24 protein-coding genes are annotated in these 23421 nt (G+C 65.8%); 10 read left to right on the forward strand and 14 right to left on the reverse strand.

Annotated features, from left to right (window positions below; genetic code table 11):
• Nucleotides 1-57: 57 nt before the first annotated feature.
• Entirely contained in the window at nt 58-789 is a 732-nt protein-coding gene (locus KUV82_RS10340; protein WP_219954195.1) for a PilZ domain-containing protein, read from the reverse strand.
• Between the two features lie 442 nt (nt 790-1231).
• Between KUV82_RS10340 and KUV82_RS10345 the strand changes: the two genes are divergently transcribed.
• On the forward strand, nt 1232-1831 hold the full coding sequence (locus KUV82_RS10345; protein ID WP_219954196.1) for a hypothetical protein: 600 nt from the start codon (nt 1232-1234) through the stop codon (nt 1829-1831).
• 129 nt (nt 1832-1960) lie between these two features.
• The gene (locus tag KUV82_RS10350; protein ID WP_258319723.1) at nt 1961-2611 is read left to right on the forward strand and encodes a GNAT family N-acetyltransferase; all 651 of its coding nucleotides are present in this window, start codon (nt 1961-1963) and stop codon (nt 2609-2611) included.
• On the opposite strand, the gene KUV82_RS10355 is transcribed toward KUV82_RS10350, so the two are convergent.
• The 5 genes from KUV82_RS10355 to KUV82_RS10375 all read right to left on the reverse strand — a co-directional run bounded on the left by KUV82_RS10355 (nt 2608) and on the right by KUV82_RS10375 (nt 6959).
• Nucleotides 2608-3126, reverse strand: a complete 519-nt coding sequence (locus tag KUV82_RS10355; RefSeq protein WP_219954197.1) for a GNAT family N-acetyltransferase — start codon at nt 3124-3126, stop codon at nt 2608-2610. The genes KUV82_RS10350 and KUV82_RS10355 overlap by 4 nt on opposite strands.
• A 36-nt stretch (nt 3127-3162) precedes the next feature.
• Nucleotides 3163-3789: a TadE/TadG family type IV pilus assembly protein gene (locus KUV82_RS10360; RefSeq protein WP_219954198.1), complete on the reverse strand. Its 627-nt coding sequence runs from the start codon at nt 3787-3789 to the stop codon at nt 3163-3165.
• Complete coding sequence (locus KUV82_RS10365) at nt 3782-4402, reverse strand: TadE/TadG family type IV pilus assembly protein (protein ID WP_219954199.1); 621 nt, start codon at nt 4400-4402, stop codon at nt 3782-3784. Before KUV82_RS10365 ends, KUV82_RS10360 begins: the two co-directional genes overlap by 8 nt.
• Entirely contained in the window at nt 4402-5985 is a 1584-nt protein-coding gene (locus KUV82_RS10370) for a pilus assembly protein (protein ID WP_219954200.1), read from the reverse strand. Before KUV82_RS10370 ends, KUV82_RS10365 begins: the two co-directional genes overlap by 1 nt.
• A gap of 173 nt (nt 5986-6158) precedes the next feature.
• Nucleotides 6159-6959, reverse strand: coding sequence for a LysR family transcriptional regulator (locus KUV82_RS10375; RefSeq protein WP_219954201.1), 801 nt, complete (start codon nt 6957-6959; stop codon nt 6159-6161).
• Nucleotides 6960-7092: 133 nt separating this feature from the next.
• Here KUV82_RS10375 and KUV82_RS10380 point away from each other — a divergent pair, with 133 nt between their 5' ends.
• Nucleotides 7093-9258: an RNA degradosome polyphosphate kinase gene (locus tag KUV82_RS10380; RefSeq protein WP_219954202.1), complete on the forward strand. Its 2166-nt coding sequence runs from the start codon at nt 7093-7095 to the stop codon at nt 9256-9258.
• On the forward strand, nt 9255-10787 hold the full coding sequence (locus tag KUV82_RS10385; RefSeq protein ID WP_258319724.1) for a Ppx/GppA family phosphatase: 1533 nt from the start codon (nt 9255-9257) through the stop codon (nt 10785-10787). The genes KUV82_RS10380 and KUV82_RS10385 overlap by 4 nt, the downstream gene beginning before the upstream one ends.
• A gap of 3 nt (nt 10788-10790) precedes the next feature.
• On the opposite strand, the gene apaG is transcribed toward KUV82_RS10385, so the two are convergent.
• Complete coding sequence (gene apaG, locus KUV82_RS10390) at nt 10791-11189, reverse strand: Co2+/Mg2+ efflux protein ApaG (RefSeq protein ID WP_219956294.1); 399 nt, start codon at nt 11187-11189, stop codon at nt 10791-10793.
• Nucleotides 11190-11382: 193 nt separating this feature from the next.
• Between apaG and KUV82_RS10395 the strand changes: the two genes are divergently transcribed.
• Genes KUV82_RS10395 through KUV82_RS10405 form a run of 3 tightly spaced genes read left to right on the forward strand, consistent with a single transcriptional unit; the run spans nt 11383 to nt 13529 of the window.
• Nucleotides 11383-12651 (forward strand): TadE/TadG family type IV pilus assembly protein, encoded by a 1269-nt coding sequence (locus KUV82_RS10395; RefSeq protein ID WP_219954203.1) that lies wholly within the window; start codon nt 11383-11385, stop codon nt 12649-12651.
• A 6-nt stretch (nt 12652-12657) separates the two neighbouring features.
• Complete coding sequence (locus tag KUV82_RS10400) at nt 12658-13140, forward strand: TadE/TadG family type IV pilus assembly protein (RefSeq protein ID WP_219954204.1); 483 nt, start codon at nt 12658-12660, stop codon at nt 13138-13140.
• Nucleotides 13140-13529, forward strand: a complete 390-nt coding sequence (locus tag KUV82_RS10405) for a TadE/TadG family type IV pilus assembly protein (protein ID WP_219954205.1) — start codon at nt 13140-13142, stop codon at nt 13527-13529. The genes KUV82_RS10400 and KUV82_RS10405 overlap by 1 nt, the downstream gene beginning before the upstream one ends.
• Nucleotides 13530-13574: 45 nt before the next feature.
• On the opposite strand, the gene KUV82_RS10410 is transcribed toward KUV82_RS10405, so the two are convergent.
• Nucleotides 13575-15521 (reverse strand): S9 family peptidase, encoded by a 1947-nt coding sequence (locus KUV82_RS10410; protein WP_219954206.1) that lies wholly within the window; start codon nt 15519-15521, stop codon nt 13575-13577.
• A gap of 96 nt (nt 15522-15617) precedes the next feature.
• Complete coding sequence (locus KUV82_RS10415; RefSeq protein ID WP_219954207.1) at nt 15618-16238, reverse strand: 2-hydroxychromene-2-carboxylate isomerase; 621 nt, start codon at nt 16236-16238, stop codon at nt 15618-15620.
• Between the two features lie 123 nt (nt 16239-16361).
• Between KUV82_RS10415 and KUV82_RS10420 the strand changes: the two genes are divergently transcribed.
• Complete coding sequence (locus tag KUV82_RS10420; protein ID WP_219954208.1) at nt 16362-16775, forward strand: DUF6628 family protein; 414 nt, start codon at nt 16362-16364, stop codon at nt 16773-16775.
• Here KUV82_RS10420 and KUV82_RS10425 read toward each other — a convergent pair.
• Both KUV82_RS10425 and KUV82_RS10430 read right to left on the reverse strand, forming a co-directional pair.
• The gene (locus tag KUV82_RS10425; protein WP_219954209.1) at nt 16772-17977 is read right to left on the reverse strand and encodes a trans-sulfuration enzyme family protein; all 1206 of its coding nucleotides are present in this window, start codon (nt 17975-17977) and stop codon (nt 16772-16774) included. The two genes, KUV82_RS10420 and KUV82_RS10425, sit on opposite strands and share 4 nt — an antisense overlap.
• Nucleotides 17978-18018: 41 nt before the next feature.
• Nucleotides 18019-18543, reverse strand: a complete 525-nt coding sequence (locus KUV82_RS10430) for a TetR/AcrR family transcriptional regulator (RefSeq protein ID WP_219954210.1) — start codon at nt 18541-18543, stop codon at nt 18019-18021.
• Nucleotides 18544-18633: 90 nt separating this feature from the next.
• On the opposite strand from KUV82_RS10430, the gene KUV82_RS10435 reads away from it, so the two are divergent.
• The gene (locus KUV82_RS10435) at nt 18634-19026 is read left to right on the forward strand and encodes a hypothetical protein (RefSeq protein ID WP_219954211.1); all 393 of its coding nucleotides are present in this window, start codon (nt 18634-18636) and stop codon (nt 19024-19026) included.
• Nucleotides 19027-19066: 40 nt separating this feature from the next.
• Nucleotides 19067-20338, forward strand: a complete 1272-nt coding sequence (locus KUV82_RS10440) for a phospholipid carrier-dependent glycosyltransferase (protein ID WP_219954212.1) — start codon at nt 19067-19069, stop codon at nt 20336-20338.
• A 225-nt stretch (nt 20339-20563) separates the two neighbouring features.
• Here the strand turns inward: KUV82_RS10440 and KUV82_RS10445 are convergent, their stop codons facing one another.
• Genes KUV82_RS10445 through recO form a run of 3 tightly spaced genes read right to left on the reverse strand, consistent with a single transcriptional unit; the run spans nt 20564 to nt 23402 of the window.
• Entirely contained in the window at nt 20564-21682 is a 1119-nt protein-coding gene (locus KUV82_RS10445) for a glycosyltransferase (protein ID WP_258319725.1), read from the reverse strand.
• A 56-nt stretch (nt 21683-21738) separates the two neighbouring features.
• The gene (leuB, locus tag KUV82_RS10450; protein ID WP_219954214.1) at nt 21739-22806 is read right to left on the reverse strand and encodes a 3-isopropylmalate dehydrogenase; all 1068 of its coding nucleotides are present in this window, start codon (nt 22804-22806) and stop codon (nt 21739-21741) included.
• Complete coding sequence (gene recO / locus KUV82_RS10455) at nt 22803-23402, reverse strand: DNA repair protein RecO (RefSeq protein WP_219954215.1); 600 nt, start codon at nt 23400-23402, stop codon at nt 22803-22805. Before recO ends, leuB begins: the two co-directional genes overlap by 4 nt.
• Nucleotides 23403-23421 lie beyond the last annotated feature (19 nt).

Consider the following 23421-nt stretch of genomic DNA (forward strand, 5'->3'; position numbering starts at 1 on the left):
TCTTGCGAAGTTTGGAACTGTCCCAGGGGGCCGGGCGGCGTGTTTGTGGATCCTTGTCTATCCGTGGAGAACATCCTTCCAATAGGCGAGCTGGCGGTCCGAGATGCGATTGTCCGGCGGGCTGTCGCCCGTGCGGACCCGGGCTTGCGCCTCACCCCGCTCGCTCTCGGGAAACTGGGTTTCGATCAGCTCGGTGAGGTCGGGCAGGCCCATCGCGCTGCGCAGGTAGACGCCCGTGCGGCCCGCGCGGTGCCAGCGCGTGACGCCGCTGAAGCTGCGCCCGTCTTCGCTGCGGACGATGAGCGGCGTGTCGAATTCGGTCGGCGGCAGGTCGAGCAGCTGCACGCCGCGCATGGAGGCGTTGACGATCCGGGCCCGGTGCAGGCCGCCCCCGGCCTCGACCTCCACCGGGATGCTGCAGGGAATGCGGGCGCAGCGCGGGCGCAGGCTGTGGCGCGGTTGGATCGGGCGCAGGTTGCGAAAGCCGATCAGCCCGCGCTCGGCCCACAGGACATGGGCCGGAAGCGCGCGGTCGCCGTCGGCGAAATAGGCGATGCGGGTTCCCGGTTCGATGGGGTGGAGGACCTCGATCTGCCCGCCCTGGTGCGACAGCGCACGCAGGATGCCTGGCAAAACCTTGTCCCCCAGCTCGATACCGCAGGGCCGCATGACCTTCACCGCCCCGTTCCGGGTGGCAAGGTCCAGCGCGCTGGCTGCCGGCTGACCACCCGCTGCACGCGGCGCGGCCGGGTCCGCCATCCTGCCCGATACTTCCGGCAACAACTTCATGAACGACACAAACACAACTCCCAAGCTTTCCAGGCCCCGCGACCCGAAAGCGAGGCGTTGCGACCCGTCATATGTTAAATGACCAGCGTTCGAAGAACTCGGAGGCGGGTTATTGTCCCTGCTTTCCGTAATCCTACCAATGAACGGTCTCAATTTGCAGAACCAGTATTTGACCGCGATTCACGGTTTTCTGCTGCGTAACCTACGTGAAACACCCTAGTTGCAAGAAACCGGGGAACAACTCGGAAAGTGACGCATACGTACAAGTGCGGTAAGGGATTCCAGCCTATCGCGCTGTAATTCAAAGGGATGCCACGCGCTGAACGCCAGCATGTAAGGCTTAGAGGGCCTTCAACGCGCCGATGGACGGAATGGAGAGAGTTTAAGCCAGAAAGTATTGGGTGATTCTATGGTCCGGGATGGAGTGATCGAAACCTTCGCGATGACAGGCAGTCCGCTGCTTGCCGATTTCATGCGAAAGGAGGTCGGTCGGCTGTCGCTGATCGAACCGCTCAAAAGCTCGCCCGTGGGCAAGAAGCTGCTGTCCTTTCTGGTGGAACGGTCCCTCGCGTCAAGCGATCCGATTTCGCAGTACGAGGTGGCCGAGGCCGGTCTCGACAAGCCCAGCGACGGCGACGACAGCTACCCCCGTGTCCAGGTCTCGCGCTTGCGGCGCATGCTGTCGGAAGTCTATGCCAAGACCTACACCCGCAATCCCCCTGACCACGGGCTCTACATCTACATCCCGATCCGCGACTATCGCGCCAGCGCCGCGCCGCTGCCGATTGCCTATCCCGACCTCGCCGGTCAGTCCGACCCCGCGCCCGTGCTGGAACTCCAGCGGACAGAGGAAAGCGCTGTTCAAAAGGACAGCGCAGACCCGGAGAAAGGCGATGAGGACACCCCCCTGTTCGATTACCTCCAGAAACGCGTCCGCATACCGCTGGGCAAGCTGTATTTCCTCTATCTCACCAGCGGCCTGTTTTTCATGCTGAGCATCTCGCTCTTCTCGATCCTCATGTATGTGACGGCCGAGGGCTGATTGCCTCCCGAGCGCAACCTGCAAGGGCAGTGAGATAATCGCCCGGGGATTAGCCTCGCGTCCGGGCGGCTATCCGGATATAAGGCAAGGAACCAGCGGGTCGCGCCGCGTCATTCGGAAACCCTCGCCATGCAGGACGATCGCAACACCGATCCTGGGCTTCGCTGGCAGGGCGCCTGCGGGGACGCCTCGATCAACACGCAGCTGGAAGACGGGCGCAACATCTGCATACGCACCGTCGCCGCCCATGACGAGGAGCGACTGCGCGAAGGCATTGCGCGCATGAGCCCGCGCTCACGCTATCTGCGCTTCTTCTCCGGCGCCGCGAGCCCGCCCGACTGGGTGATCGAGCGGCTGCTGGACGTCGACGGGGTCCTCCACCTCGCCTGGGGGGCGATCGACACCTCCGACCCCGCCCAGCCGGCGATGGGTGTGGTCCACGCCATGCGGCCCGACCCGGGCGAGCGGGTGGCGGAATTCTCGATCGGGGTGGTCGACGAGTATCACGGCCTCGGCCTCGGGCGGATGCTGGCGGCGACCCTGCTGCTCGACGCGCGCGACGACGATCTGGACGCCCTGTCCGCCCATGTCCTCTACGAAAACACCGCCGCGATGCGCTTCATCAAGCGGCTCGGGGCCGAGAAAGTGGACCGCGACGGGGGGACGCTGGAATTCCGGCTCGACATAGCCGAGGCGCTCGCCCGCCTGCGAGAAGAGAGCGAACCGCCGGGCCTTGCCGACATCTTCGCCCATTTCGACGCGCTGGAGGGCGGCGGCTAGCCCCGCCCGCTCGCGAGCAGCGCGTAGATCGCCACATCGCGCAGGCCTGCGTGCGTGGTCTCATGCTCACGGAACAGCGCCTCGCGGGTGAAGCCGAGGCGTTCGACCAGCCGGATCGAGGGAGTGTTCTCGAAATCGATCTCGGCGAGGATCTTGCGGTTGCCCTCGGCCAGCAGGTGTTCGACCAGCACGGCGGTGCATTCGCGCGCGACGCCCCTGCCCTGGGTCTCGGCACAGGTGATGTAGCCGATCTCGACCACGCCATCCTCGTGCCCCGGAACCGCGACGAAGCGGCCCACGACCCTGTCCTCGCCATCCACGGCGATCCACGTGCGTCCGTCCCACTCGGGATCGGCGAGCCAGCCCCACAGCTCCTCTTCCGAGGTAAATTCCGCGCGGCTGAGGAAGCGGCACTGGCCGGCATCGCCCAGCGTGCCCATAAGCGCGGCCGCATCGGCGCGCTGCAAGGGGCGCAGGGCGAACCGCTCGGTCGAGAAGGTATCGGGAGCAGGCATGGCGGCGCGTTTAGCGCGCCTGCCCGCGCGCGCAAGTCAGCAGCTGTGGACCGTGAGGCCCTGCGTGTTGCTGATCGCGTTGTTCTGCCGCCCGCGCACGTTGAAGGCGCTTTCGTAGCGGATCGTGGGCGCATCGAAGAAGCCGGTCGTGACGAGCGGCTGGTACTGGTACGTCACTTCGACGAACATCACCGCCGTGCCCGACATGGCCGCGATCTTGTTGGTGCCCGCGCCCAGCCCGTCTTCGAGGCTGTCGTCGTCCGCCCCGTCGCCCTCTTCGCCATAGGCCGGCAGGATGGTGGTGTCGTTGCCCCAGCAGCGCTGCCAGGTGATCACCTGTCCGGCGTTCGAGCCGTTCTTCCCGTTGTCTTCAAGGCTCGAGAGCACCATGCGGCCGTTATCCTCGAAATCGATGCCTCCGGCGGTCACTTCGGCACCGGCAAAGACCTCGTAGATATTGGCTTCGTCGATACCCGAGGTCACGCGGCCCGCGTTGTCGGCGACCGTCATGGCCATCTGGCTGACGCGCATGTGCGCAAGCGCCAGGTTCGACAGCTCGAGCCCGGTGAGCACCATGGTGAGGAAGATCGGCGCCGCATAGGCGAACTCGATCAGCGCCAGGCCGCGCGTGTCGCGGCGAAGGTTCGCCAGCAGCTTACGCACAGATCACCGATGGGGTTGCCTGGGTTTCATAGGGCTGGTTTCGCACGGCGGTTTCCAGCGTGTATTCGATGGTCGAGCCGAGGCCGGGCAGGAAAGCGTGGATCGGCATCAGGCGGGGCGCGGAGATGGTCGCGGTGTAGAGCACGACATCGTCCGCCCCGCCGATGCCGTCGGCGCCCGCGTCGGTATCGAAGGTCCCGTTGCCGTTCGCGTCCTCGAAGCAATCCCCGTCATCGTCGTCGTAAAGACCGTTCCCGTTGTTGTCCGTCATCAGCTTCTCCGGGTTTCCGACGCTGGAAAAGTCGAAGTAGCTTTTCTGAGTGACGCTGATGGTCGCGTTCGGAGAAATGGGGGACACGGTGTTCTTGATCAGGTTCTCGACCTGCTCTTCCACGGTGTTGCCCGAAACGCCGATGATCGGGTTTTCGACCGCGGCGGCGCGCGCGGCATCGTTCAGCGCGCCCTGCATGGTCGAGCGGATATAGCTCTGGTAGCCCAGATCGAGCCCGCCCAGCAGCAAGAGCAGCATGGGAGCGGCGATCATCGCGAATTCCACGATGGTCGCGCCCTCCTCGTCCCGGCGCAGCTGGCGAAGGATGCCCACCGGTCGCATCAGCGGGTCAGCCTCAGATTGCCGATGCCCGAACCGATCTGCTCGAAGATGTCCTCGAGATCCGATCCGTCGGTGGTGTAGAAATGCGCATCGCTGGTCGCGCAGTCGTCGATATCGTCCGTATCGGTGACGTCGAACGCGATGACCCAGATGGTGATGCCGTTCGCCTTGGCGAGGTTGCAGATCGCGTGGAAGCGGTTGATGTGCTTCTGGTTGCGGCTCTCGGTCCCGTCGACACGGTCCTGGTAGGTATCGACGCCATAGGCCGAATAGAGCGTGCCTCCCGTGTCGAGCTTGCCATCGGTCATGAAGACGATGTGCGGATTGACCGGGAAGTTGTTGATCTCCGAGGGGTTGTCGTCCTCGAAGAAGCCGGTCTGCGAGATGAAGCGGAAGCCCCACAGCATGCCGATGTCGTGATAGGTGCCGCCCGTGACACGCGCGGTCGCGGTGGAAATTGCGGTGTTGAACGCGGTTTCGTTGGCGTATTCCGTCAGCTTTGTCGCTTCGGCCGGGCAGCCATCCTGCGTGTAGCCGGCCTGCACACCGGGGTCGTAGCGACCGAACTGGCGTTCCTTGTCGTTGCCGTTGTTGGCCAGGTCGTCGATGTCGGACTGGCTGACCGTCTGCAGGATCACGATCGGATCGTCGCCCTGGCCGATACTGGACCGCTCTTCGATGCAGGCATCGCCGCTGGTGCGGAAGGCCTGGCGGTTGCCGCCGACCGTGCCGCCCTGACCCAAGTTCCAGGTCGAACGGTTGATGTTCACATATTCCTCGCCGTCATAGCTGAAGGAGGACATGTAGCGGTACTTGGTGTTGCTTTCGAAGAAGCCGGTGATCTGGCGCTCTTCGGTCACCGTCTCGACGCAGTCCCAGATCCAGTACCCGTCCGTATCGCAATACTGGTAGGTGTACTCGCCCGACGCGTAGAGCTGGTTCTTGATAATATCGCGGTTCTTCAGGCTCCGGCCGACATTGACCGTGTGCGAATAGGGCATGATGCCAAACCGCGTGGTGACGTTGCCGGTGGTGTCTTCCAGCGCGCGATAGAGACCCGCAGCGCCGTTGCGCAGGCGCACGATCTTCGTATCGCCACCGATCGACGGGGCGTTGTTCATCGAGCCGGTCACGTCGAGCACCAGCATGACATCGTTATGCCCCTGGTCGCGGCGCGCATCGCAGCTGGCTGCCACCGGAATGCTGTCATAGCCGAAAATGAACATCAGCGAGGTCGGCACGGTAACGCTGGCGGAGCCGACGAGTTCGGCCGCGTCGCTCGCGTTGGGGGCTACGGTGAACGCGAGGTCGGTCGTGCCCAGCGTGCCGGAGGGGAAATTGAAATGGAAGAACTTGTCGGCTTCGTCTTCGTTGGCGGTCGTCCAGGCGGTGCCGGTCATCGACTGGCGCCCGGCAAGGACGGCGGCGTCGCACGCGTTCTGCAACTTGGCCTTGGCCATATAGGCAAAGCTCAGGTCCAGACCGCTGCCGATCACCACGGTCAGGGGCACCAGCGCGGCGGCGAAAATCGCCAGCGCGTTGCCCTTCTGATCACTCCAAAGCTTCCGTAGAAAGCCCCTCATAAGCCAATGCCCCATAGTCAACCCGACCACAGGCTATCGGACAAATTCCGTAAAATACCGGAACCGTCTATGGTTTACAGGAGGTTACTCGGCCCCCTTATTGGGAGCGTTCCCAAGACTTCGGGAGCTTCCAATGGTTAACGCTAGGGGCGCAGAACCTGCGCGGCGGACGCCTAATTTTCGGCGAGGAAGCCGACCAGCGCCTTTACCTTCTTCGTTCGCCATTGCGGCGTCGGGGCGACCAACCAGTAGGCGCGCGTGCCCGTGTGCGGTCCGTCGAGCACTTCGAGCTTGCCCGCTTCGATCGATTCCTTGGCGAGAAGCTCGGGAAGGATCGCCTTGCCGAGACCCGCAAGCGCCGAGGACAGCGCCTGTCCGGCGTTCGAAACGGTAACATGCGCGGCAATGCCATCCTGCAGGGGGAGGCCCCAGTCGATCCACTGGTCGGGCGCGCCGCCATGCTCCTTCGGCCGGGCGACGGTGACGCGGCGCGCTTCGTCGAGCTCGATGCCCTGCAAGTCGCCCGGGCCGTCGACCAGCCGGATCGCGCAGTCGAGGTTTGCCTCGGTGAAATCGGCGTGTTCGTCGGCGACGAAGGTGAACTTGATGTCCGGGTTTGCCTCGCCGAACTTTGCCAGGCGCGGGGCCAGCCATTGGGCGTAGAATTCGCGCGGGCAGGCGATGGTGTAGCTGTCGGACGCCTGTCCAGCCTGCATGGCCGACACGCTTTCCTCGAACTTCAGGAACCCTTCGCGCAGCGCGTCGAGACCGGCCGAGCCTTCCTGCGTCAGCTCCAGCCCCTTGCTCGTGCGGCGGAACAATACGGTGCCTAGGTGATCTTCGAGCGCGCGAATCTGCTGGCCGACGGCTGCAGGCGTAACGGCAAGCTCGTCCGCGGCGCGGGTAAAGGACAGGTGCCGGGCGGCGGCGTCGTACACGCGCAGGGCGTTCAGGGGCAGATGGGTGCGCTTCATGGTGCATTGCGACATAAATGCGGCAGGGGCCTTAAACAAGGTGCAGCGAACAAGGCTTTGCATTAGCGCCCCGAATGCGCACATTGTAACCGAACCGTCACACACGAGGATCATGCCCGAAAGCCAACGCGAAATGCCTGCCGACGTCTCCCCCCAACTCCCGGCCAACGATCCGGGAGCCGACGCGCCCACGGCGCCGGAGGATCGGTATACCAATCGCGAGCTGAGCTGGCTCTCGTTCAACCGCCGCGTGCTCGCCGAATGCGAGAACGAGCGCTATCCGCTGCTCGAACGGCTGCGCTTCCTGTCGATTTCGGCGAACAATCTCGACGAGTTCACCATGGTCCGCGTGGCCGGCCTCGAAGGCCAGGTGCAGCGCGGCATCGAAACGCAGGGCATCGACGGCGCCTCGCCGCGCCAGCAGCTCGAGGCCATTCGCGACCAATTGCTCGCGCTCGAAGTCCGGCAGCAGAAGAACCTCGACACGCTGAGCGGCCTGCTCGCCGAGGAAGGCATCCTGCTGGCCGCGATCGACGAGCTTCCCAAGGACCAGCAAAAGTGGCTCGGCGAGTATTTCGAGAGCGACATCCTGCCGCTGATCACGCCGCAGGCGATCGATCCCAGCCACCCCTTCCCCTTCGTCGCCAACCAGGGGATCGGGGTGATTTTCCGGCTGAAGCGCGGCAAGCGCAAGGCCGACCTCATCGAGATGGTCCTGATCCCCAGCGGGGCGCCGCGCTTCGTGCGCGTACCGGGCGAAAAGGCGGTCTACGTCGCCATCGAACAGCTGGTGACGCGCTTTGCCGGCCAGCTCTTCCCCGGCTTCAAGATCCTCGGCGACGGCATTTTCCGCGTCATCCGCGACAGCGATATCGAGGTCGAGGAAGAGGCCGAGGACCTCGTGCGCTTCTTCCGCACCGCGATCCAGCGCCGCCGCCGCGGGCGCACGGTGCTGCTGGAACTCGATGACGAGTGCGACGAGGTGGCCGAAGCGCTGCTGCGCGAACAGCTCGAGGTCGATGAGGGCATGATCGTGAAGAGCGCCGGGATGCTCGGCCTCGCCGATCTGTCGGCGATCTGCAACGAACCGCGCCCGGACCTCAAGTTCGCCCCCTTCGCGCCGCGCTATCCCGAACGCATCCTGGAACATGACGGGGATTGCTTCGCCGCGATCCGCGAGAAGGACATCGTCATCCACCACCCCTTCGAAAGCTTCGACGTGGTGGTCGATTTCCTGTCGCAGGCGGCGCGCGATCCGGCGGTCGTGTCGATCAAGCAGACGCTCTACCGCGCGGGCGACCAGTCGCCGGTCATCGCCGCGCTGATCCAGGCGGCGCAGAACGGCAAGGCGGTGACCGCCGTGGTCGAGCTGAAGGCCCGCTTCGACGAAGAGCGCAACATCCACTGGGCGAACGAGCTCGAACGCGCGGGCGTCCAGGTGATCTACGGCTTCACCGAGTGGAAGACCCACGCCAAGGTCAGCCTTGTCGTCCGGCGCGAGGAAGACGGCTACCGCACCTATTGCCACTTCGGGACGGGCAACTACCACCCGATCAACGCCAAGATTTACACCGACCTCAGCTTCTTCACCGCCGACCCGGCGCTGGGGCGCGATGCGGCCAAGATGTTCAACTTCATCACCGGCTACATCGAACCCGACGAGCTGGAGAAGATCGCCGTCTCCCCCATCGGCTTGCAGGAGCAGCTGTTCCAGATGGTCGATGCCGAGATCGCCAACGCCCGCGACGGCAAGCCCGCCGGCATCTGGGTGAAACTCAATTCGATCACCAACAAGGCGATGATCGACAAGCTCTACGAAGCCAGCCAGGCGGGCGTGGAAATCCGCATGGTCGTGCGCGGCATCTGCAGCCTTCGCGCGGGGATTCCCGGCGTATCGGAGAACATCAGCGTCAAATCGATCATCGGCCGCTTCCTCGAACATTCGCGCGTCTGGGCCTTTGCCAACGGCAAGGAGCTGCCGAGCCGCCAGGCCAAGCTGTTCGTGACCAGCGCCGATGCAATGAGCCGCAACCTCACCCGCCGGGTCGAGGTGCTGGTGCCGATCACCAACAAGACCGTCCACGACCAGGTGCTGGGCCAGGTCATGCTCGCCAACATTCTCGACACCGAACAGAGCTGGAGCCTCGCGCCCGACGGCCAGTACCACCGCATGCGGCAGGGCGATGGCGGTTTCAATTGCCACGAATATTTCATGGCCAACCCCTCGCTGTCCGGGCGCGGTGCCGCGCTAGCGGATCATGAAGTGCCGCGCCTCAGCCTGCCAGGAGCCGATCAGTGAAGAAATCCCGTTCGGCGAAGTGGCAACGCCGGCTGATCCAGCCGCCGCGCGCGGTTATCGATATCGGGTCAAACACGGTCCGCATGGTGATCTACGAAGGCACCGCCCGCGCGCCCGAAGTGGTCTGGAACGAGAAGGTCGCCGCCCGCCTTGGCCGCGACCTGTCCGAGACCGGGCGCATCCCGCAGGAGGCCTGGGACGAAGCCATCGCCGCCCTCGCCCGCTACGCGCTGATAACGGGCGACCTGGGGATCGACGACATCCAGACGGTCGCGACGGCAGCCGCGCGCGACGCGGAAAACGGGGCGGAGTTCCTGAAGGCCGTGGCCGACCTCGGCCTCGAGCCGCGCCTGCTCTCGGGCGAGGAAGAGGCCTGCGCCTCGGCAATGGGCGCACTGGGCGCTTTCCCCGGCGCGAACGGCGTGGTTGCAGACCTTGGCGGCGGCAGCCTCGAGCTGGTTTCGATCGCCGAGAACGAATGCCACGAGGCCTCCAGTCTGCAGCTCGGCACGCTGCGCCTGCCCGCGCTGCGCGAAAAGGGGCCGGAAGGTTTCACCGCCGCCGTGCACGACCAACTCGCGTCGGTCGGCTGGGCTGCGGCGCATTCGGGGCCGATGTACATGATCGGCGGCACCTGGCGCGCGCTGGCCGCCTACGCCATGCGCTATTTCGACTACCCGCTGACCGACCCGCATGGCTACACGCTGATGCCTGACGACGCCCGCCGCCTGGCGCGCGAGCTTGACGGCGCGAAGCCGGAAAAGCTGATGGAGATCAGCGGTATCAGCCCGATGCGCGCGCATTACCTGCCCGATGCAGCGGCGCTGCTGCGCCCGCTGCTCGACGCGGTGGAACCGGACGAGCTGATCTTCTCTTCATGGGGCATTCGCGAAGGCCTGCTCTATTCGCGGCTGGCACCGGCGCAGATGCGCGCCGACCCGCTGCTGGCCGGGGTCACCGCCTACACCGCGCCGCGCGACGCCTCGGTCACCGAAGCCACGCTGCTGGCGGCCTGGACGGTGGATCTTGCCGATGGCGATGGCCGGGTGAACGAGCGGCTGCGCCTCGCCGCCGCCCAGCTATCGGGTGCGCTCCAGCGCGTTGAGCCGAACCTGCGGTCGAGCCACGCGATCGAATGGGCGCTGGGCAAACGCTGGATCGATCTCGACGCGCGCGGCCGCGCGATGATCTGCGCGGCTCTGTTCGGCAGCCTCGGGCGCACCGCACTGCCCGAAAAGCTGCGCGAGCTCGCCAGCGACGACGATCTGCGCGAAGGCATGACCTGGGGCCTCGGCTTCCGTCTCGCCCGCCGGCTTGGCGGGGGCAGCAAGGTGTCGCTTTCGACCAGCGCGCTGAGGCGCAAGAAGAAGAGCCTCGTCCTGCGCCTCAACGAAAGCCGTTCGGCGCTCGCCGCTTACCCGGCGACCAAGGACTTCGAGATGCTGGCCGACTGGCTGGACCTGAAGCCCAAGATCAAGATCGGCGATTTCAAGTTCTCCGGCATCGGAGAAGACGAAGAGGACGACTGACCCTCAGTCCGCAGTGGCCGGTGCTGCCAGCGGGAAGAAGGGGATGCGCACTTCGCGCGGCGACCCGTCTTCCGCGTGGAAGGTGTAGAAGCCTTCCATCGAGCCATGCGGCGTGTCGAGCGGGCAGCCCGAGACATAGTCGTGGCTCTGCCCCGGGTGCAGGATCGGCTGTTCGCCGACCACCCCTTCGCCATCGACATGGCTGACCATGCCCGCGCCATCGGTGATCCGCCAATGGCGGGTGACCAGCTGGACGCGCTCATGCGAGCCGTTTTCGATGCGGATGTGATAGACCCAGAACCACTTGCCCGCTTCGGGGCGGGACTGTTCGGGCAGAAAGTTCACAGCGACCCGGACGGTAACCCCGTCGGTCGTCGCAGCATGCTGGAAGAGCTCCTTGATCACACCCTCAACGTAATACGCCTGCCCCCGCGTGCAAGGCGATTCCGGCGATTTTCCCCGGCAGCGCGCTTACCTGCGCCCTCCCGAACATGGTTAAAATGGATTTACCGGGAAATGTGACACTCCCCTAACCGCGTGCGCCCTAGCCCTGTCAGCGTCGAAATGGGTCGCACCTGACGAGGGAGAAAACGGCATGATCGCGCGTATCGCCGATTTGTTGCGCCGCCTGGGGCGAAACGAGAAGGGCAACGTGTTGCTGATCGCCGGTGCGGCGCTGACCGGGATGGTCGGCGCCGCCGGTATCGGCGTCGATACCGTCCAGTGGTACCTGTGGAAGCGCCAGATGCAGCAGGCGGTCGATACCGGCGCGGTCGCCGGCGCGCTGATGAAGACGCAGGGGCTGGCGCATTCCGCCGCCGTCACCAGCGAGATCACGCGTACTGCCAACACAGCCTATGTCCTTGAAGCGGTCAACACGCCGCCAGCGACGGGCACTTTCGCAGGCGATGCCTCGGCGATCGAGGTCATCGCGACGACCAGCGCCTCGCTGCCCTTCTCCTCGGTCTTCCTCGCGCAGGCCCCGACCATCCGCACCCGCGCCGTCGCGCGCGCCGTGGCCGTGGGCGAGCCCTGCGTCATCGGCCTTGCCGACAGCGGCACGGGCGTCGAGGTTTTCGGTAGCGCAACCGTCTCGCTCGATTGCCCGGTGGCCAGCAATTCCCCCGGGGGCGTGTCGATCGACTTCAACGGCGGCGCCTATCTAGACACGGACCTCGTCAACTCGGTCGGCGGGATCGACTACGCCAGCGGCAACCTTCCCTCCGACGCGGCGATCGTTTCCTACGGCCTGCCGGTAGAAGACCCGCTGGCCAGCCGCGGCCTCACCCCGCCGAGCAGCCCCAGCGCCTGTCACGCCAACAATTACAAGATCAATCCGAGCGACACCGAAACGCTGCCGGGCGACAAGCGCTGGTGCAACGGCCTGACCATCCAGGGCACCGCCTATCTCGAAGGCGGGGTCTACATCATCGATGGCGGGGACCTGAAGATCAACTCGGGCGCCGAGGTGTACCTGGCCGGCAGCGGCGGGGTGACCTTCATCCTCACCGGCAACAACGCCAGCACCATTGCCGAAATCTCCATCAACGGCAGCGCCACGATCGACATCGCCGCGCCGACCTCGGCCGAGAACGCCACCTGGGGCGGCATCCTGTTCTACCAGGACCCGCTGGGGCCCGCGGTTCACACGATCAACGGCGGCGCGGATATCGATCTTGAAGGCATCATCTATATGCCCAAGGGCGACGTGACCTATAACGGCAGCGCTTCGGCCGATGCGCAGTGCCTGCTGCTGATCACCGAGCGGGTCCGCTTCGGCGGGACCAACAATATCGAGAACAACTGCAACTCCGACGTGGACAGCGTGGACGCTGTCGCCCGCGTCGTTCGCGTGGTGGAGTAAGCACCCATGCTGTTTGCCTTTTTCCAACGTCTCCTGCGCGACCAGAACGGGGTCGGCTTCGTCGAACTGGCGCTGGTCGCGCCGCTGCTGGCGCTGCTGTTCCTCGGCATGATCGACCTGTCCAAGATCGTGACCACCCGCGTCGACCTCGAACAGGCCGCCCAGCGCACCACCGATTTCGCGCTCGCCAAGCGTCCGCCCAACGGGAACACCGCCTATCTGGTGACCGAGGCCAAGAACGCTTCGGGCGTGACCAACACCGCCGATGTGACCGTGAAGCTGACGCTCGAATGCGACGGCACGGTGCAGGCCAATTTCACCGACAGCTGCAGCTCCGGCCAGGTCACCGCGCGCTTTGCCGAGGTTGCCATCAAGCGGCAGGTTTCGACCGGGTTCAACTGGCGCGCCATCGCCGCCATGTTCGGCGGCGGCAGCGGCACCTACCGCCCGGTCACCGTGACCGGTGACAGCGTGGTGAGGCTCCAGTGATGCGGCGGCTTGTAAGGGACGAGCGCGGCTCGGTCGGGCTCGAGTTCGGCATCGCCATCCCGGTGCTGGTCGCGCTGATCATCGGCGTGCTGCAGTTCGGCCTCGTGCTGAACGCCAACGGCGCGATGCGGCACGCGATGGGCGAAGGCCTGCGCCTGGCCAAGGTCGACACCACGGCCACCGACACCGAGGTGACCGACCGCGTCAAGGCGCAGCTGCTGGGCGTCAACCAGACCGGAATCCAGACGCTGACCTTCAACCGGTCGACCACCAACAATATCGAACAGGGCACGCTCACGCTGACGCTGCGCCTGACGCCGGTGATCCCCTTCGCCGCGGTCCCGCCGATTACGCTGACCGAGACGAAGACGATCTACCTGCCGAACTGACGCGCGCCGCGCGTCCGGCCCGGCCCCTGCCCTTCCCCGGCGGCCTCAGTCCGCCGGGTTGTGCTGGGCGAGGAAGGCGGTGAGCGCCTCGTACCACTGCTGCTCGCTCTCCGGTTCCTTGAACGAGTGGCCCTCGTCCTCGAACACCAGCTCAACCGGCGTGATCGAGGATTTCTTCAGCGCGCTGCGGAACTTGGTGAACTGCGAATAGGGCACGCGCTCATCGTCCTTGCCCTGTGCAATCAGGATCGGGCGGGTCAGCGTGTGGGCGAGCCGGTAAGGCGAAACCGCGTCGAAATCGAAGTCTCCCTCGCCGAAGATCTTCGCCTCGCGCCGCTCGTTCGCCCAGTTGCGGAAGAACTGGTCGTCGTGTTCAAGCACCAGCTCCCAATCGGTCACCCCGGCAAAGCTTGCCGCGCAGCGATAGCGTTCCGGATTGCGAATGACGCCCCAGAGCGCGGCGTATCCGCCATAGGAGCTGCCCACGAGGCAGACGCGGTCCTTGTCGGCAATGCCTTCGGCAACGGCCCAGTCCATCGCATCGTCGAGGTCGTCCTGCATCGCCTGGCCAATCTGGCCATAGCCGAGCTCGACGAAGGCTTCGCCGTAGCCGCCCGAGCCGCGGAAGTTGGGCTGGAGCACGGCGTAACCGCGGTTGGCGAGAAGCTGGACCTCGTCGCTGTAGTCGAGCGTGTCGTGGACTTCGTAAGGCCCGCCATGCGGCAGGATGATCAGCGGCAGGTCCTTCGCCTCGCGTCCCTTGGGCAGGGTCAGGATCGCGCGGATCTTCGTGCCGTCGCGCGCGGTGTAGCCGATGGCCTTGGGCCGCGCGAGCTGGGTCTCGTCGATCTCGGGCCGCTGCTCGGTCAGCAGCGACAGGCGGCCTTCGGCCGGGGTGTAGACGTAATAGGCGCCCGGGTCGGCCGGTCCGCCGGCCCAGATGACCAGCCGCTCGTCCTCTTCGGAACGCGACTGGATCCACACCAGCTCTTCCGGCAGCGCGTTGGACAGCGCGTCGTAGGTCTGGGCCAGCCCTTCGTCGAACCAGTGAACATTCGACTGGTCGTTGGTCCAGAACGCGCCCATCGGCTTGCCATCGCGCATCTGCACGCTGTCGATATCCGCATCCGGGTTTTCGTAGACGAGATCGATGACCTCGCGCGTGGCGAGGTCGAAGGTGTAGAGACCGATGCGCTCGCTATCGCCCTTGGTCAGGACATAGGCCTGGTCGGACCCGGCGCGGATGTAGGTCACGTCGAGGTAATTGTCCTCGATGTCCCGGTCCTTGATCTTCTCGACCAGGCGGAACTTGTCGTCGGGGCCCGAGCGGTAGTGAACCCGCAGGTTGCGCGACCGCAGGCCAAGGCCGAGGCGCACCACGCCTTCGTTGTCGGCGTACCAGTCCCACACGCCTTCGATCGGGCGCTGCGCGATCGAGGTGCGCACTTCCGACCCGAAATCATACCGCACTACCGAGGGATACTGCGTGCGCAGGCGCTGGACGGAAACGAGCGCGTAGGAGCCATCCTCGGCGATGAAAATCACGTTGTCGCCGTCACGGCCGCCGAAATCGCCGAGCATTTCCATCGCGCCGGTTTCGACATGGACATAGGCAAGCCGGGTTGCCGAATAGGAATTGCCCGCACGCTCCGCCGTGCCGCGGATGGAGACCAGCAGCTGCTTCGGACCGGCCCAGCGGATGCGGGTGATCTCGTTGCCTTCGCCGACCGAGTAGCGCTGCACCAGCTTCTGCGTCGAGGCATCGATCAGGGCGACGAATTCCTTGCCGCCTGCGCGAGCGCGCGAGGCAATCAGGCGCCCGTCGGGCGAAACGGTGACCCGGGTGAACGGGCTGCGCTTGGCAAAGGCGGCTTCCGGAATCTGTGCCGGGCGGGCTTCGGCGGAAGCCTGTGCGGTCTGCGCGAGCGGCGCGGACAGCGGAACGGCGGACAAAGCGACAAACGACGCGGCAAGCGCGCTAATACGAAACATGACGACCCCTCAAGTATTACGATCCGCTTTTCACGGTATCGCAAGACAAAGAGGATTCAACCGCCGAACGGGTATTTCTGCGGAAAAATAATCCGCTCAGGGTTTACCGCCGTTTAGGTACTCCTCGATCTGCCCGAGACGTTCCTTGCCGAAATACATTTCCGGCCCCTCGCCCCGGTCCACATAGAAGGTCGGGATGCCGAAGGCACCGCGTTCCACCGCGGCGGAGGTGTTGTCGATCAGCTGCTGCTTGATTGCCGGGTCCTGCGTCTTTTCAAGCAAGGCCTGGGCATCGAACCCCGCGCCGGCGAGCTTTGCGCCTATGGCGGCGGGATCGTCGATCGCGACCCCTTCTTCCCACAGCGCGACGAGCAGGGTTTCGACGAGCTTTACGCGCTCCTCCCCCTCAACCGCCAGCAGCATGCGCTGGAAGGTCACCGAATTGAACGGGAACTGCGGATGGAGACGGAACTTGTCGTAGCCGTGCCGCTCGATGAAGCGGCGCATCTCGAGCGAGGAATACTCGACCTTGCCCTTCACATCCTTGTCGCGGATCATCGGCGGCGCGTTGCCTGTCAGGCGGTGCATCCCGCCAAGGAACACGGGCGTCACGACCAGCTCGGCTCCGGTGCGCTGCAGCACGCCCTTGAGCGGATACCACGCGAGGTATCCGTTTGGGCTGACAAAATCGAAAATGAACTCGACGGTCTTGGTCACGGCGTTCTCCCTTGCTCGCCCTTCTTCCAGATGCGGCAGCAAAGGGCAAAGCGCATCTTTCTGCCGCTTCACTGTTGCGAATGATTTGCAATAGCATATTATCGGGCAGGCAAGGAGACGCCCATGACCGACCGATCGGATTCGACCGCCCTCGACCTTCCCCTCCCCGCCCTGCGCAGCCAGACGCTGGGCCTCGTGCTCCTGCGCCGGATGGTGGCGCATGGCCTGCAGGATGCGCGCGCGACCATGCTTGCGCTCGACGCGGCCGGGCCGGGCTTCCGCCGGCTGCTGGTCCTGACACGGGCGCTGGTGGTCGACCTTGCGCGCAGTTCACAGCGCAAGATCCGCCTCGCGCCCTGCTGCGCGGCAGGCATGACGCGCGACGAAGGGCTGCTCATGGCCATGGTCGGCGGCGGCGGGCTCGACGTGCACGGCGCGCTGACCGACGACGCGCGCTGCCGCACGGCGCTGACCACCGCGCACGCCCTTGGCGAGGAACTGGAAGCCGTCGCCCTGCGCAACGGCTGGCGACGTTAAAGCCCCGCGGCAGCGAGCGCCTGGTCGAGGTCTTCCTTCAGGTCCTCGACATCCTCCAGCCCTACGTTGATGCGCAGCAGGCCTTCGGTCACGCCCATCTCGTCGCGCGCTTCGGCAGTCATGCCTGCGTGGGTGGTGCTGGCCGGGTGGCACATCAGGCTGCGCGCATCGCCGATGTTGTTGGAGATATCGACCAGCTGCAGCGCGTCGAGCACGGCAAAGGCGGTCGCCCGGTCGCCCACGTCGAAGGCGAAGATCGGACCCGTGGCGACCATCTGGCTTGTAGCGAGCGCATGGCGCGGGTGGCTGGCAAGGCCCGGGTGCAGCATCTTGGGCACGCGGGGCTCCATGAACGCGCCGAGCGCCACCGCGTTCTCGCTCTGCCGGCGGGCTCGCAGGTCCAGCGTCTCGAGGCCCTTCAAGACCACCCAGGCGTTGAAGGGCGAAATGTTCGGACCCGTGTTGCGCTGGAAGGGCAGCAGCACCTCATCGATCCAATCCTGGCTCGCGCAGACCGCGCCTGCGAGCACGCGGCCCTGCCCGTCCATCAGCTTGGTGGCGGAGTAGGCGACAACGTCCGCGCCGAACTCCATCGGTTTCTGCAGCGCGCTGGTGGCAAAGGCGTTGTCGACCACCGTGGTGATCCCATGCGCCTTGGCGACGGCGCAGACATGAGCAAGGTCGACCACGTCGAGCGTCGGGTTGGCCGGCGTTTCGAAGAAGAAGACCTTGGTGTTCGGCCGGATCGCGGCCTCCCAGGCGTCGTCATCGGCGCTGTCGACCACGGTGGTCTCGATCCCGAAACGCGGCAGCAGGCTGTCGAGCAGCCAGCGGCACGATCCGAAGGCGGCGCGCGCGCCGACCACGTGGTCGCCCGCCGAAAGCTGGCACAGGAGCGCGGTCGTCATCGCCGCCATGCCGCTTGCCTGCGCGCGGCAGGCCTCCGCCCCTTCCATCAGCGCGATGCGTTCTTCCAGCATGGCGACGGTCGGGTTCTGGAGACGCGAATAGGTCATGCCCTCGGCCTCGCCCGCGAACCGGTCGGCGACGGTCTGCGCGTTGTCGTAGGTGTAGCCGCTGGAGAGGAACAGCGCTTCGCTGGTCTCGCCATGCTCGGAGCGCCAGGTGCCGCCGCGCACAGCCTGCGTCGCGGGGCGCCACTTGGAGGTGATCGAACGGTCGGTGCCGGTGGTCTTCTTCATGGTGGCAGCGAATAGCACGCGGGCGTGACGCGGCAAGCGGCTCAGCCTTCCAAGGCGGCAAGCCCCGCTTCGCCCATATCCCCGCGCCCGACCGCGCGCAGCATCTGCGATCCCTCGATCGCGGTGAGGACGGCCCGGGCGCCGGCCTGCGGGTCGGGCTCGTCTTCGGGGAGATGGTCGACCACCCAATCGAGCAGCCGGTCCATGATCCGCCCGGCCGCTTCGAGATAGGCGGCGTTGCCGTTGGCGCAGCCCGAAACGATGTCCCACCACACCCGGAAGAACGGCGCGAAGGCCGGATCGCCGGTAATGGCATAGACCGTTTGCGCGCAGGCCCGGCGCGAGGCGCTGCGCTCGGCAGGAAAGGCGGTGTCGAGCGCCAGCGCGAATTGGTCGGCAAGGTAATCGAGCAGCGCGGCGACAAGCTGCCCCTTGCTGCCGAAATGGTAGATCAGCATCCGGTCGCTCGTCCCCGCGGCCTTGGCGAGCGGTCTCAGGGAGAGCTCGGCGAGCCCGTGCTGCATGACATGGGCGGCCAGCAGCGGGAGGAGCGTTTCGCGGGACATGCGGGAGGGTGCCATGCGCGCACTTGTAGCGAGTGCTACATGAAGCTACAAGTGTAGCACTCGCTACATACGATTCGGGAGCCTGACGTCATGACACCGTTCGAGTATCTCGCCGCCGGCGGCCTCCTCGCCGTAGTCTTCGTCCTGCTGCATATCGCCATGACCCGCGAGGCGACGGGCAGCAGCGCGCTTGCCGCGGTCCTCTTCGTGCTGTTTCTCGGCTACTCTGTCATCACCATCGCCCGCGAAGGCATCCTTCCCGTGTGGGAGAACCACACGACGAACCTGTGGGGCGTGCAGGTCTGGTGGGACCTGCTCTTTGCTGTCGGGATCGCGACGTTCTTCATCGTGCCGCGCGCAAGGGCGCAGGGGATGAACATCCCTCTGTGGCTGCTCTTCATCGCCGCGACCGCCAGCATCGGCCTGCTCGCTATGATCGCGCGCCTGTTCTGGCTCGAAAAGCGCGGGCGCGCCGAAGCTTAGCGCTTGAAGCGCGGGCGGCGGCTTTCTACACCGCCGCTCCATGACCCGCGCGCCGGAGCAACCCCAGGATCCCCTGCGCTGGTGCGCCGCGCTGTCGCTCGCCTTCTGGGTGGCTTGCCTGCCACACCTCACCGCGATCCCGCACCCTTATTTCGACGAGGTCCATTACCTGCCCGCCGCGCGCGAGCTGCTGGTCATGGGCGAGTTCACCAACCGCGAGCACCCGCTGCTGGGCAAGGTGCTGATCGCTGCCGGAATCGCGCTGTTCGGCGACAATCCCTGGGGCTGGCGCCTTGTCCCGACGCTGTTCGGCACGCTCGCCCTGTTCGGCGCCATGCGCGCGCTGTGGTTCGCGACCCAGAGCCGCTTTGCCACCCTCGCCTACGGCGTGCTGCTGGCGACCGGGTTCCACCTGTTCATCCACGCGCGCATCGCGATGCTGGACATATTCTACCTCGCCTTCCTCAGCCTAGCCGCCTGGCAGTTCGCCGCCGCGATCCGCCAGCCCGAGGAAGGCCGCTGGCGCCTTGCACTGACCGGCGTGGCGCTGGGCCTTGCGATGGGGTCGAAATGGAACGCGCTGGTGGTGGCGATGCTGCCGGGCCTCGTGTTCTTCTTCGCCCGCGCCGCCGCCGGCCGCCGCCGGCTATTTCTCAGCCGCAGGGGCGCGCCCGTGCCGGGGATCACGCTGGTGGAAGCCGCGCTGTGGCTCGGCCTCGTGCCGCTGGCAGTTTACGCCGCCACCTATACGCCCGCCTTCTTCTTCCGCTTCCACCCGATCACCGAGGGGCTCGTCTTCCACCACCAGTTCATGCTCTCGCAGCAGGAACAGGTGATCAAGGCGCATCCCTACCAGTCGACCTGGGAGCAATGGGTGCTGAATGCCCGCTCGATCTGGTATCTCTACGAGCCGATCGACGGGGTGCAGCGCGGCATCATGCTGATCGGCAACCCGCTGACGATGCTGCTGGGCCTGCCCGCCCTCGCCTGGTGCGCCTGGCATGGCGTGCTGCGCCGCCACTGGACGGCGCTTGGCGTGGCGGTGCTCTACGCGGTCAGCCTCGGCTTCTGGATCGTCGCGAGCAAGCCGGTGCAGTTCTACTACCACTACGCCCTGCCCAGCATGGCGCTGCTCGCCGCGCTGGCGCTGGCCTGCGACCGGCTATGGCAAAACGGCTGGCGCAAGAGCGCGCTGGCCCCGGTGGTGGCAAGCGCGCTGGTCTTTGCGTGGTTCTACCCGATCATCAGCGGCGACCCGCTGGCTGGACCGGATAGTTTCGCGGTGTGGACCTGGCTGGAAAGCTGGAGATAGAGGGTTTTGGTTGGGGTGCGGTCAGGACATCCGTCGAAGGCTTGCTGTTCCAGCCCACGCCCCCACCCGGCCACCCATTCAGGATAATTCCGTGGGTGGCCGGGTGGGGGCGTGGAACGGCACAGCTAAGGGAAGCGCGGAAGCGCTTCACGCACCGGAAAACTCAGGCGTGGGATGGCGCAGCCGCAAGCTATCGACGGATGTCGATAGCGCACACCTCGAACCTCAATACCGACCCCACACGAAGCGGCTCGACAGGGCGTAGTTCCACACCGAGCCGATACCGATGCCAACCAGCGCAGCGAGCACCTCGTGCAGGCCCCGGTCGTGCAGCGTCGTGGCAACCGCGACATTGGCGAAAGCGCCGATCGAACAGGCCGCGATGAAGCTGACCCAGCCCCAGAAGACCTTGTCGGCATCCTTAAGGCGGCGGTCGCGATAGGTGAGGAAGTTGTTGAGCCAGAAGTTGAAGGTCATCGCCCCGAAGGTGGCGACCGCCTGGCTCCAGCTGAAGTTCGTGCCGGCGACCAGCAGGAAGGCGTAGAGGATCGCCATGTGCACGCCGATGCCGAGCACCCCGACCGTGCCGAACAGGGCAAAGCGGGTCGGGATGATGCGGCCGAAGCTCTTGTCGTAGAGCCCGGCGAGGAAATCGAGCGCGATGGCGCGGTCGAGTTTCGATTCGCCCGAACGGCGAGCGGAGAAATTCATCGGGAAGTCCTTCACCTTGAGCGGCGTTTCGGAAGTAGCGAGCAGGTCGAGCAGGATCTTGAAGCCGATGCCCGACAGGTTCGGCACCAGGCGGCGCGCGGTGGCAGCGGGCAGCAGGAAGAAGCCGCTCATCGGGTCGGACAGTTCCACCCCGGTCAGTTTGCGGGCGAGGAAATTGGCAACGCTCGACAGCTTCTCGCGGTCGGGGCGGCCCCATTCCTCCATGCTCGCGCCTTCGGCGAAACGGCTGGCGACGGCGACTTCGGCCTCGCCCGATTTCACAGCTGCGAGCATGTCGACCAGCAGCTTGGGATCGTGCTGATGGTCGGCGTCCATCACCGCGACATAGGGCGCGGCGGTGGCGCAGAATCCTTCGATTGCCGCGCTCGACAGGCCGCGGCGGCCAATGCGCTGGATCACGCGCACGCGCGGATCGGTGAGCGACAGGCGGCGGCCTTCATCGCTGGTGCCATCGGCCGAATTGTCGTCGACAATCAGCACTTCCCAGCCCGACACACCCAGCGCGCCCTCGATCCGCTCGACCAGCGGCTCGAGATTGTCGCGCTCGTTGAGCGTCGGCAGGATGATGGCAAGGTCCAGCGGCTTTGCGCTGGGCTCGGCGGCGGTAGCCATGGTGGGCTGCGTTTCCGGGTTCATATCCATTGCATGACCCGGTTATGCCGCAATCCTCAAGATATGGTTACCAGCTTCCTAACAATCGCATCGCCAACCTCCGCGGTGGAGGCGGTTCCGCCCAGGTCCCCGCCGAAGACGCTATCGGCCAGAATAGCTTCGACCGCGCGCTCGATCCGGGCCGCTTCCGCCTCGCGCCCCAGCGAATGGCGCAGCAGCATGGCGAGGCTGAGGACAGCGGCGACCGGGTTCGCCTTGCCCTCGCCCGCAATATCGGGCGCGCTGCCGTGGATCGGCTCATAAAGGCCGAAAGTGCCGAACTCGGTCTGCCGTTCGCCCAACGAAGCGCTGGCGAGCAGGCCGATCGAGCCGACGCAGGCGCTGGCCTGGTCGGAGAGGATATCGCCGAAGAGGTTGCCGGTAACGATGGTGTCGAACTGGCCGGGCGACTTCACCAGCTGCATGGCCGCGTTGTCGACATACATGTGGTCGAGCTCAACCTCGGGATACTCGCTCGCCACCTCGATAATCGTCTCGCGCCAGATGCGGCTGGTTTCCAGCACGTTGGCCTTGTCGACGCTGGTCAGGCGCTTGGACCGCCCCATCGCCGCACGGAAGGCGGTGTGCGCAATGCGGCGCACCTCCGCCTCGTTGTAGCTCATCGCGTCCCAGCCCTCGCGACCGCCGGCGCTCTCGCGTTCGCCCTTGTCGCCGAAATAGACGTCGCCGTTGAGTTCGCGAACGACCAGCAGGTCGATGCTGCGCGCGACATCGGGCTTGAGCGACGACAGGTGCTCCAGCCCCGGGAAACCGGCGGCCGGACGAAGGTTTGCAAACAGGCCGAGTTCGCTGCGCAGGCCCAGGATCGCCTGTTCGGGCCGCAGGTTGCGCGGCAAATCGTCGCAGGAAAAATCGCCCACCGCGCCGAACAGGATCGCATCGGCGGCGCGCGCCATCTCCAGCGTTTCTTCAGGCAGCGGGTGGCCGTGGCGGCGATAGGCGGCGGCGCCCACATCGCCTTCGAACAGCGTCAGGCCGGGCAGCTCCAGCGCCTCAAGCACGCGCAGCGCCTGCGCCGTGACTTCAGGGCCAATTCCATCGCCTGCAAATACCGCAATCTTCATTCCACCATCCGTGCCAAACGCTGCCGCAAGAGTTGCCGTGCAGCTAGGACGTCGGCGTGGGTGTCGGCAAGCAGGTAGCGCGCGATTAGCGGCTCCTGGCGGTCGAGAATTTCCAAGGCCTGCCCAAGGTTCGCTATTGCCGGACGCTCGCCGCCATAGCCCAGCTCGCGCAGCAGCAGCGCTTCGTAGATCGCCAGCGCCTCGACCCATTGGCGCGCGGCCTCGGCAGAGCAGATCGCGTCGAGCACCCCGCCGAGTGCGGCGTAGAGCGTGGGATAGGGGTTGCGTTCGGGCAGCGCGCTGGCGGTGAGCGCGGTGGCCCAGGCGATTGCCGCAGCGGGCAGCGGTTCCGACAGCCACGGCCCGCGGCTCTTTACCAGCTCAAGTCGGGCAAAGGGCAGCTGGCTGTCGGATTTCGCGCGGATTTCGGCCTGGACGAGGTTGCCCGGGATCACCACCGGGCGCAGTTGCCGCCCGCGCCCGCCCGCGACATAGGCGGCAACGACGCCGCTCTCTTCCGTCAGCAGGCGCGCGATGACCGCCGTCTCCCCATGCGGGCGCGCGGCAATCAATATGGCGGGTGCGGAAAGGTGCATGGCGCGTCCCTACCCTGCG

It is taken from the genome of Qipengyuania flava (genome assembly GCF_019448255.1).
GTDB classification, from domain to species: Bacteria; Pseudomonadota; Alphaproteobacteria; order Sphingomonadales; family Sphingomonadaceae; genus Qipengyuania; species Qipengyuania flava_A.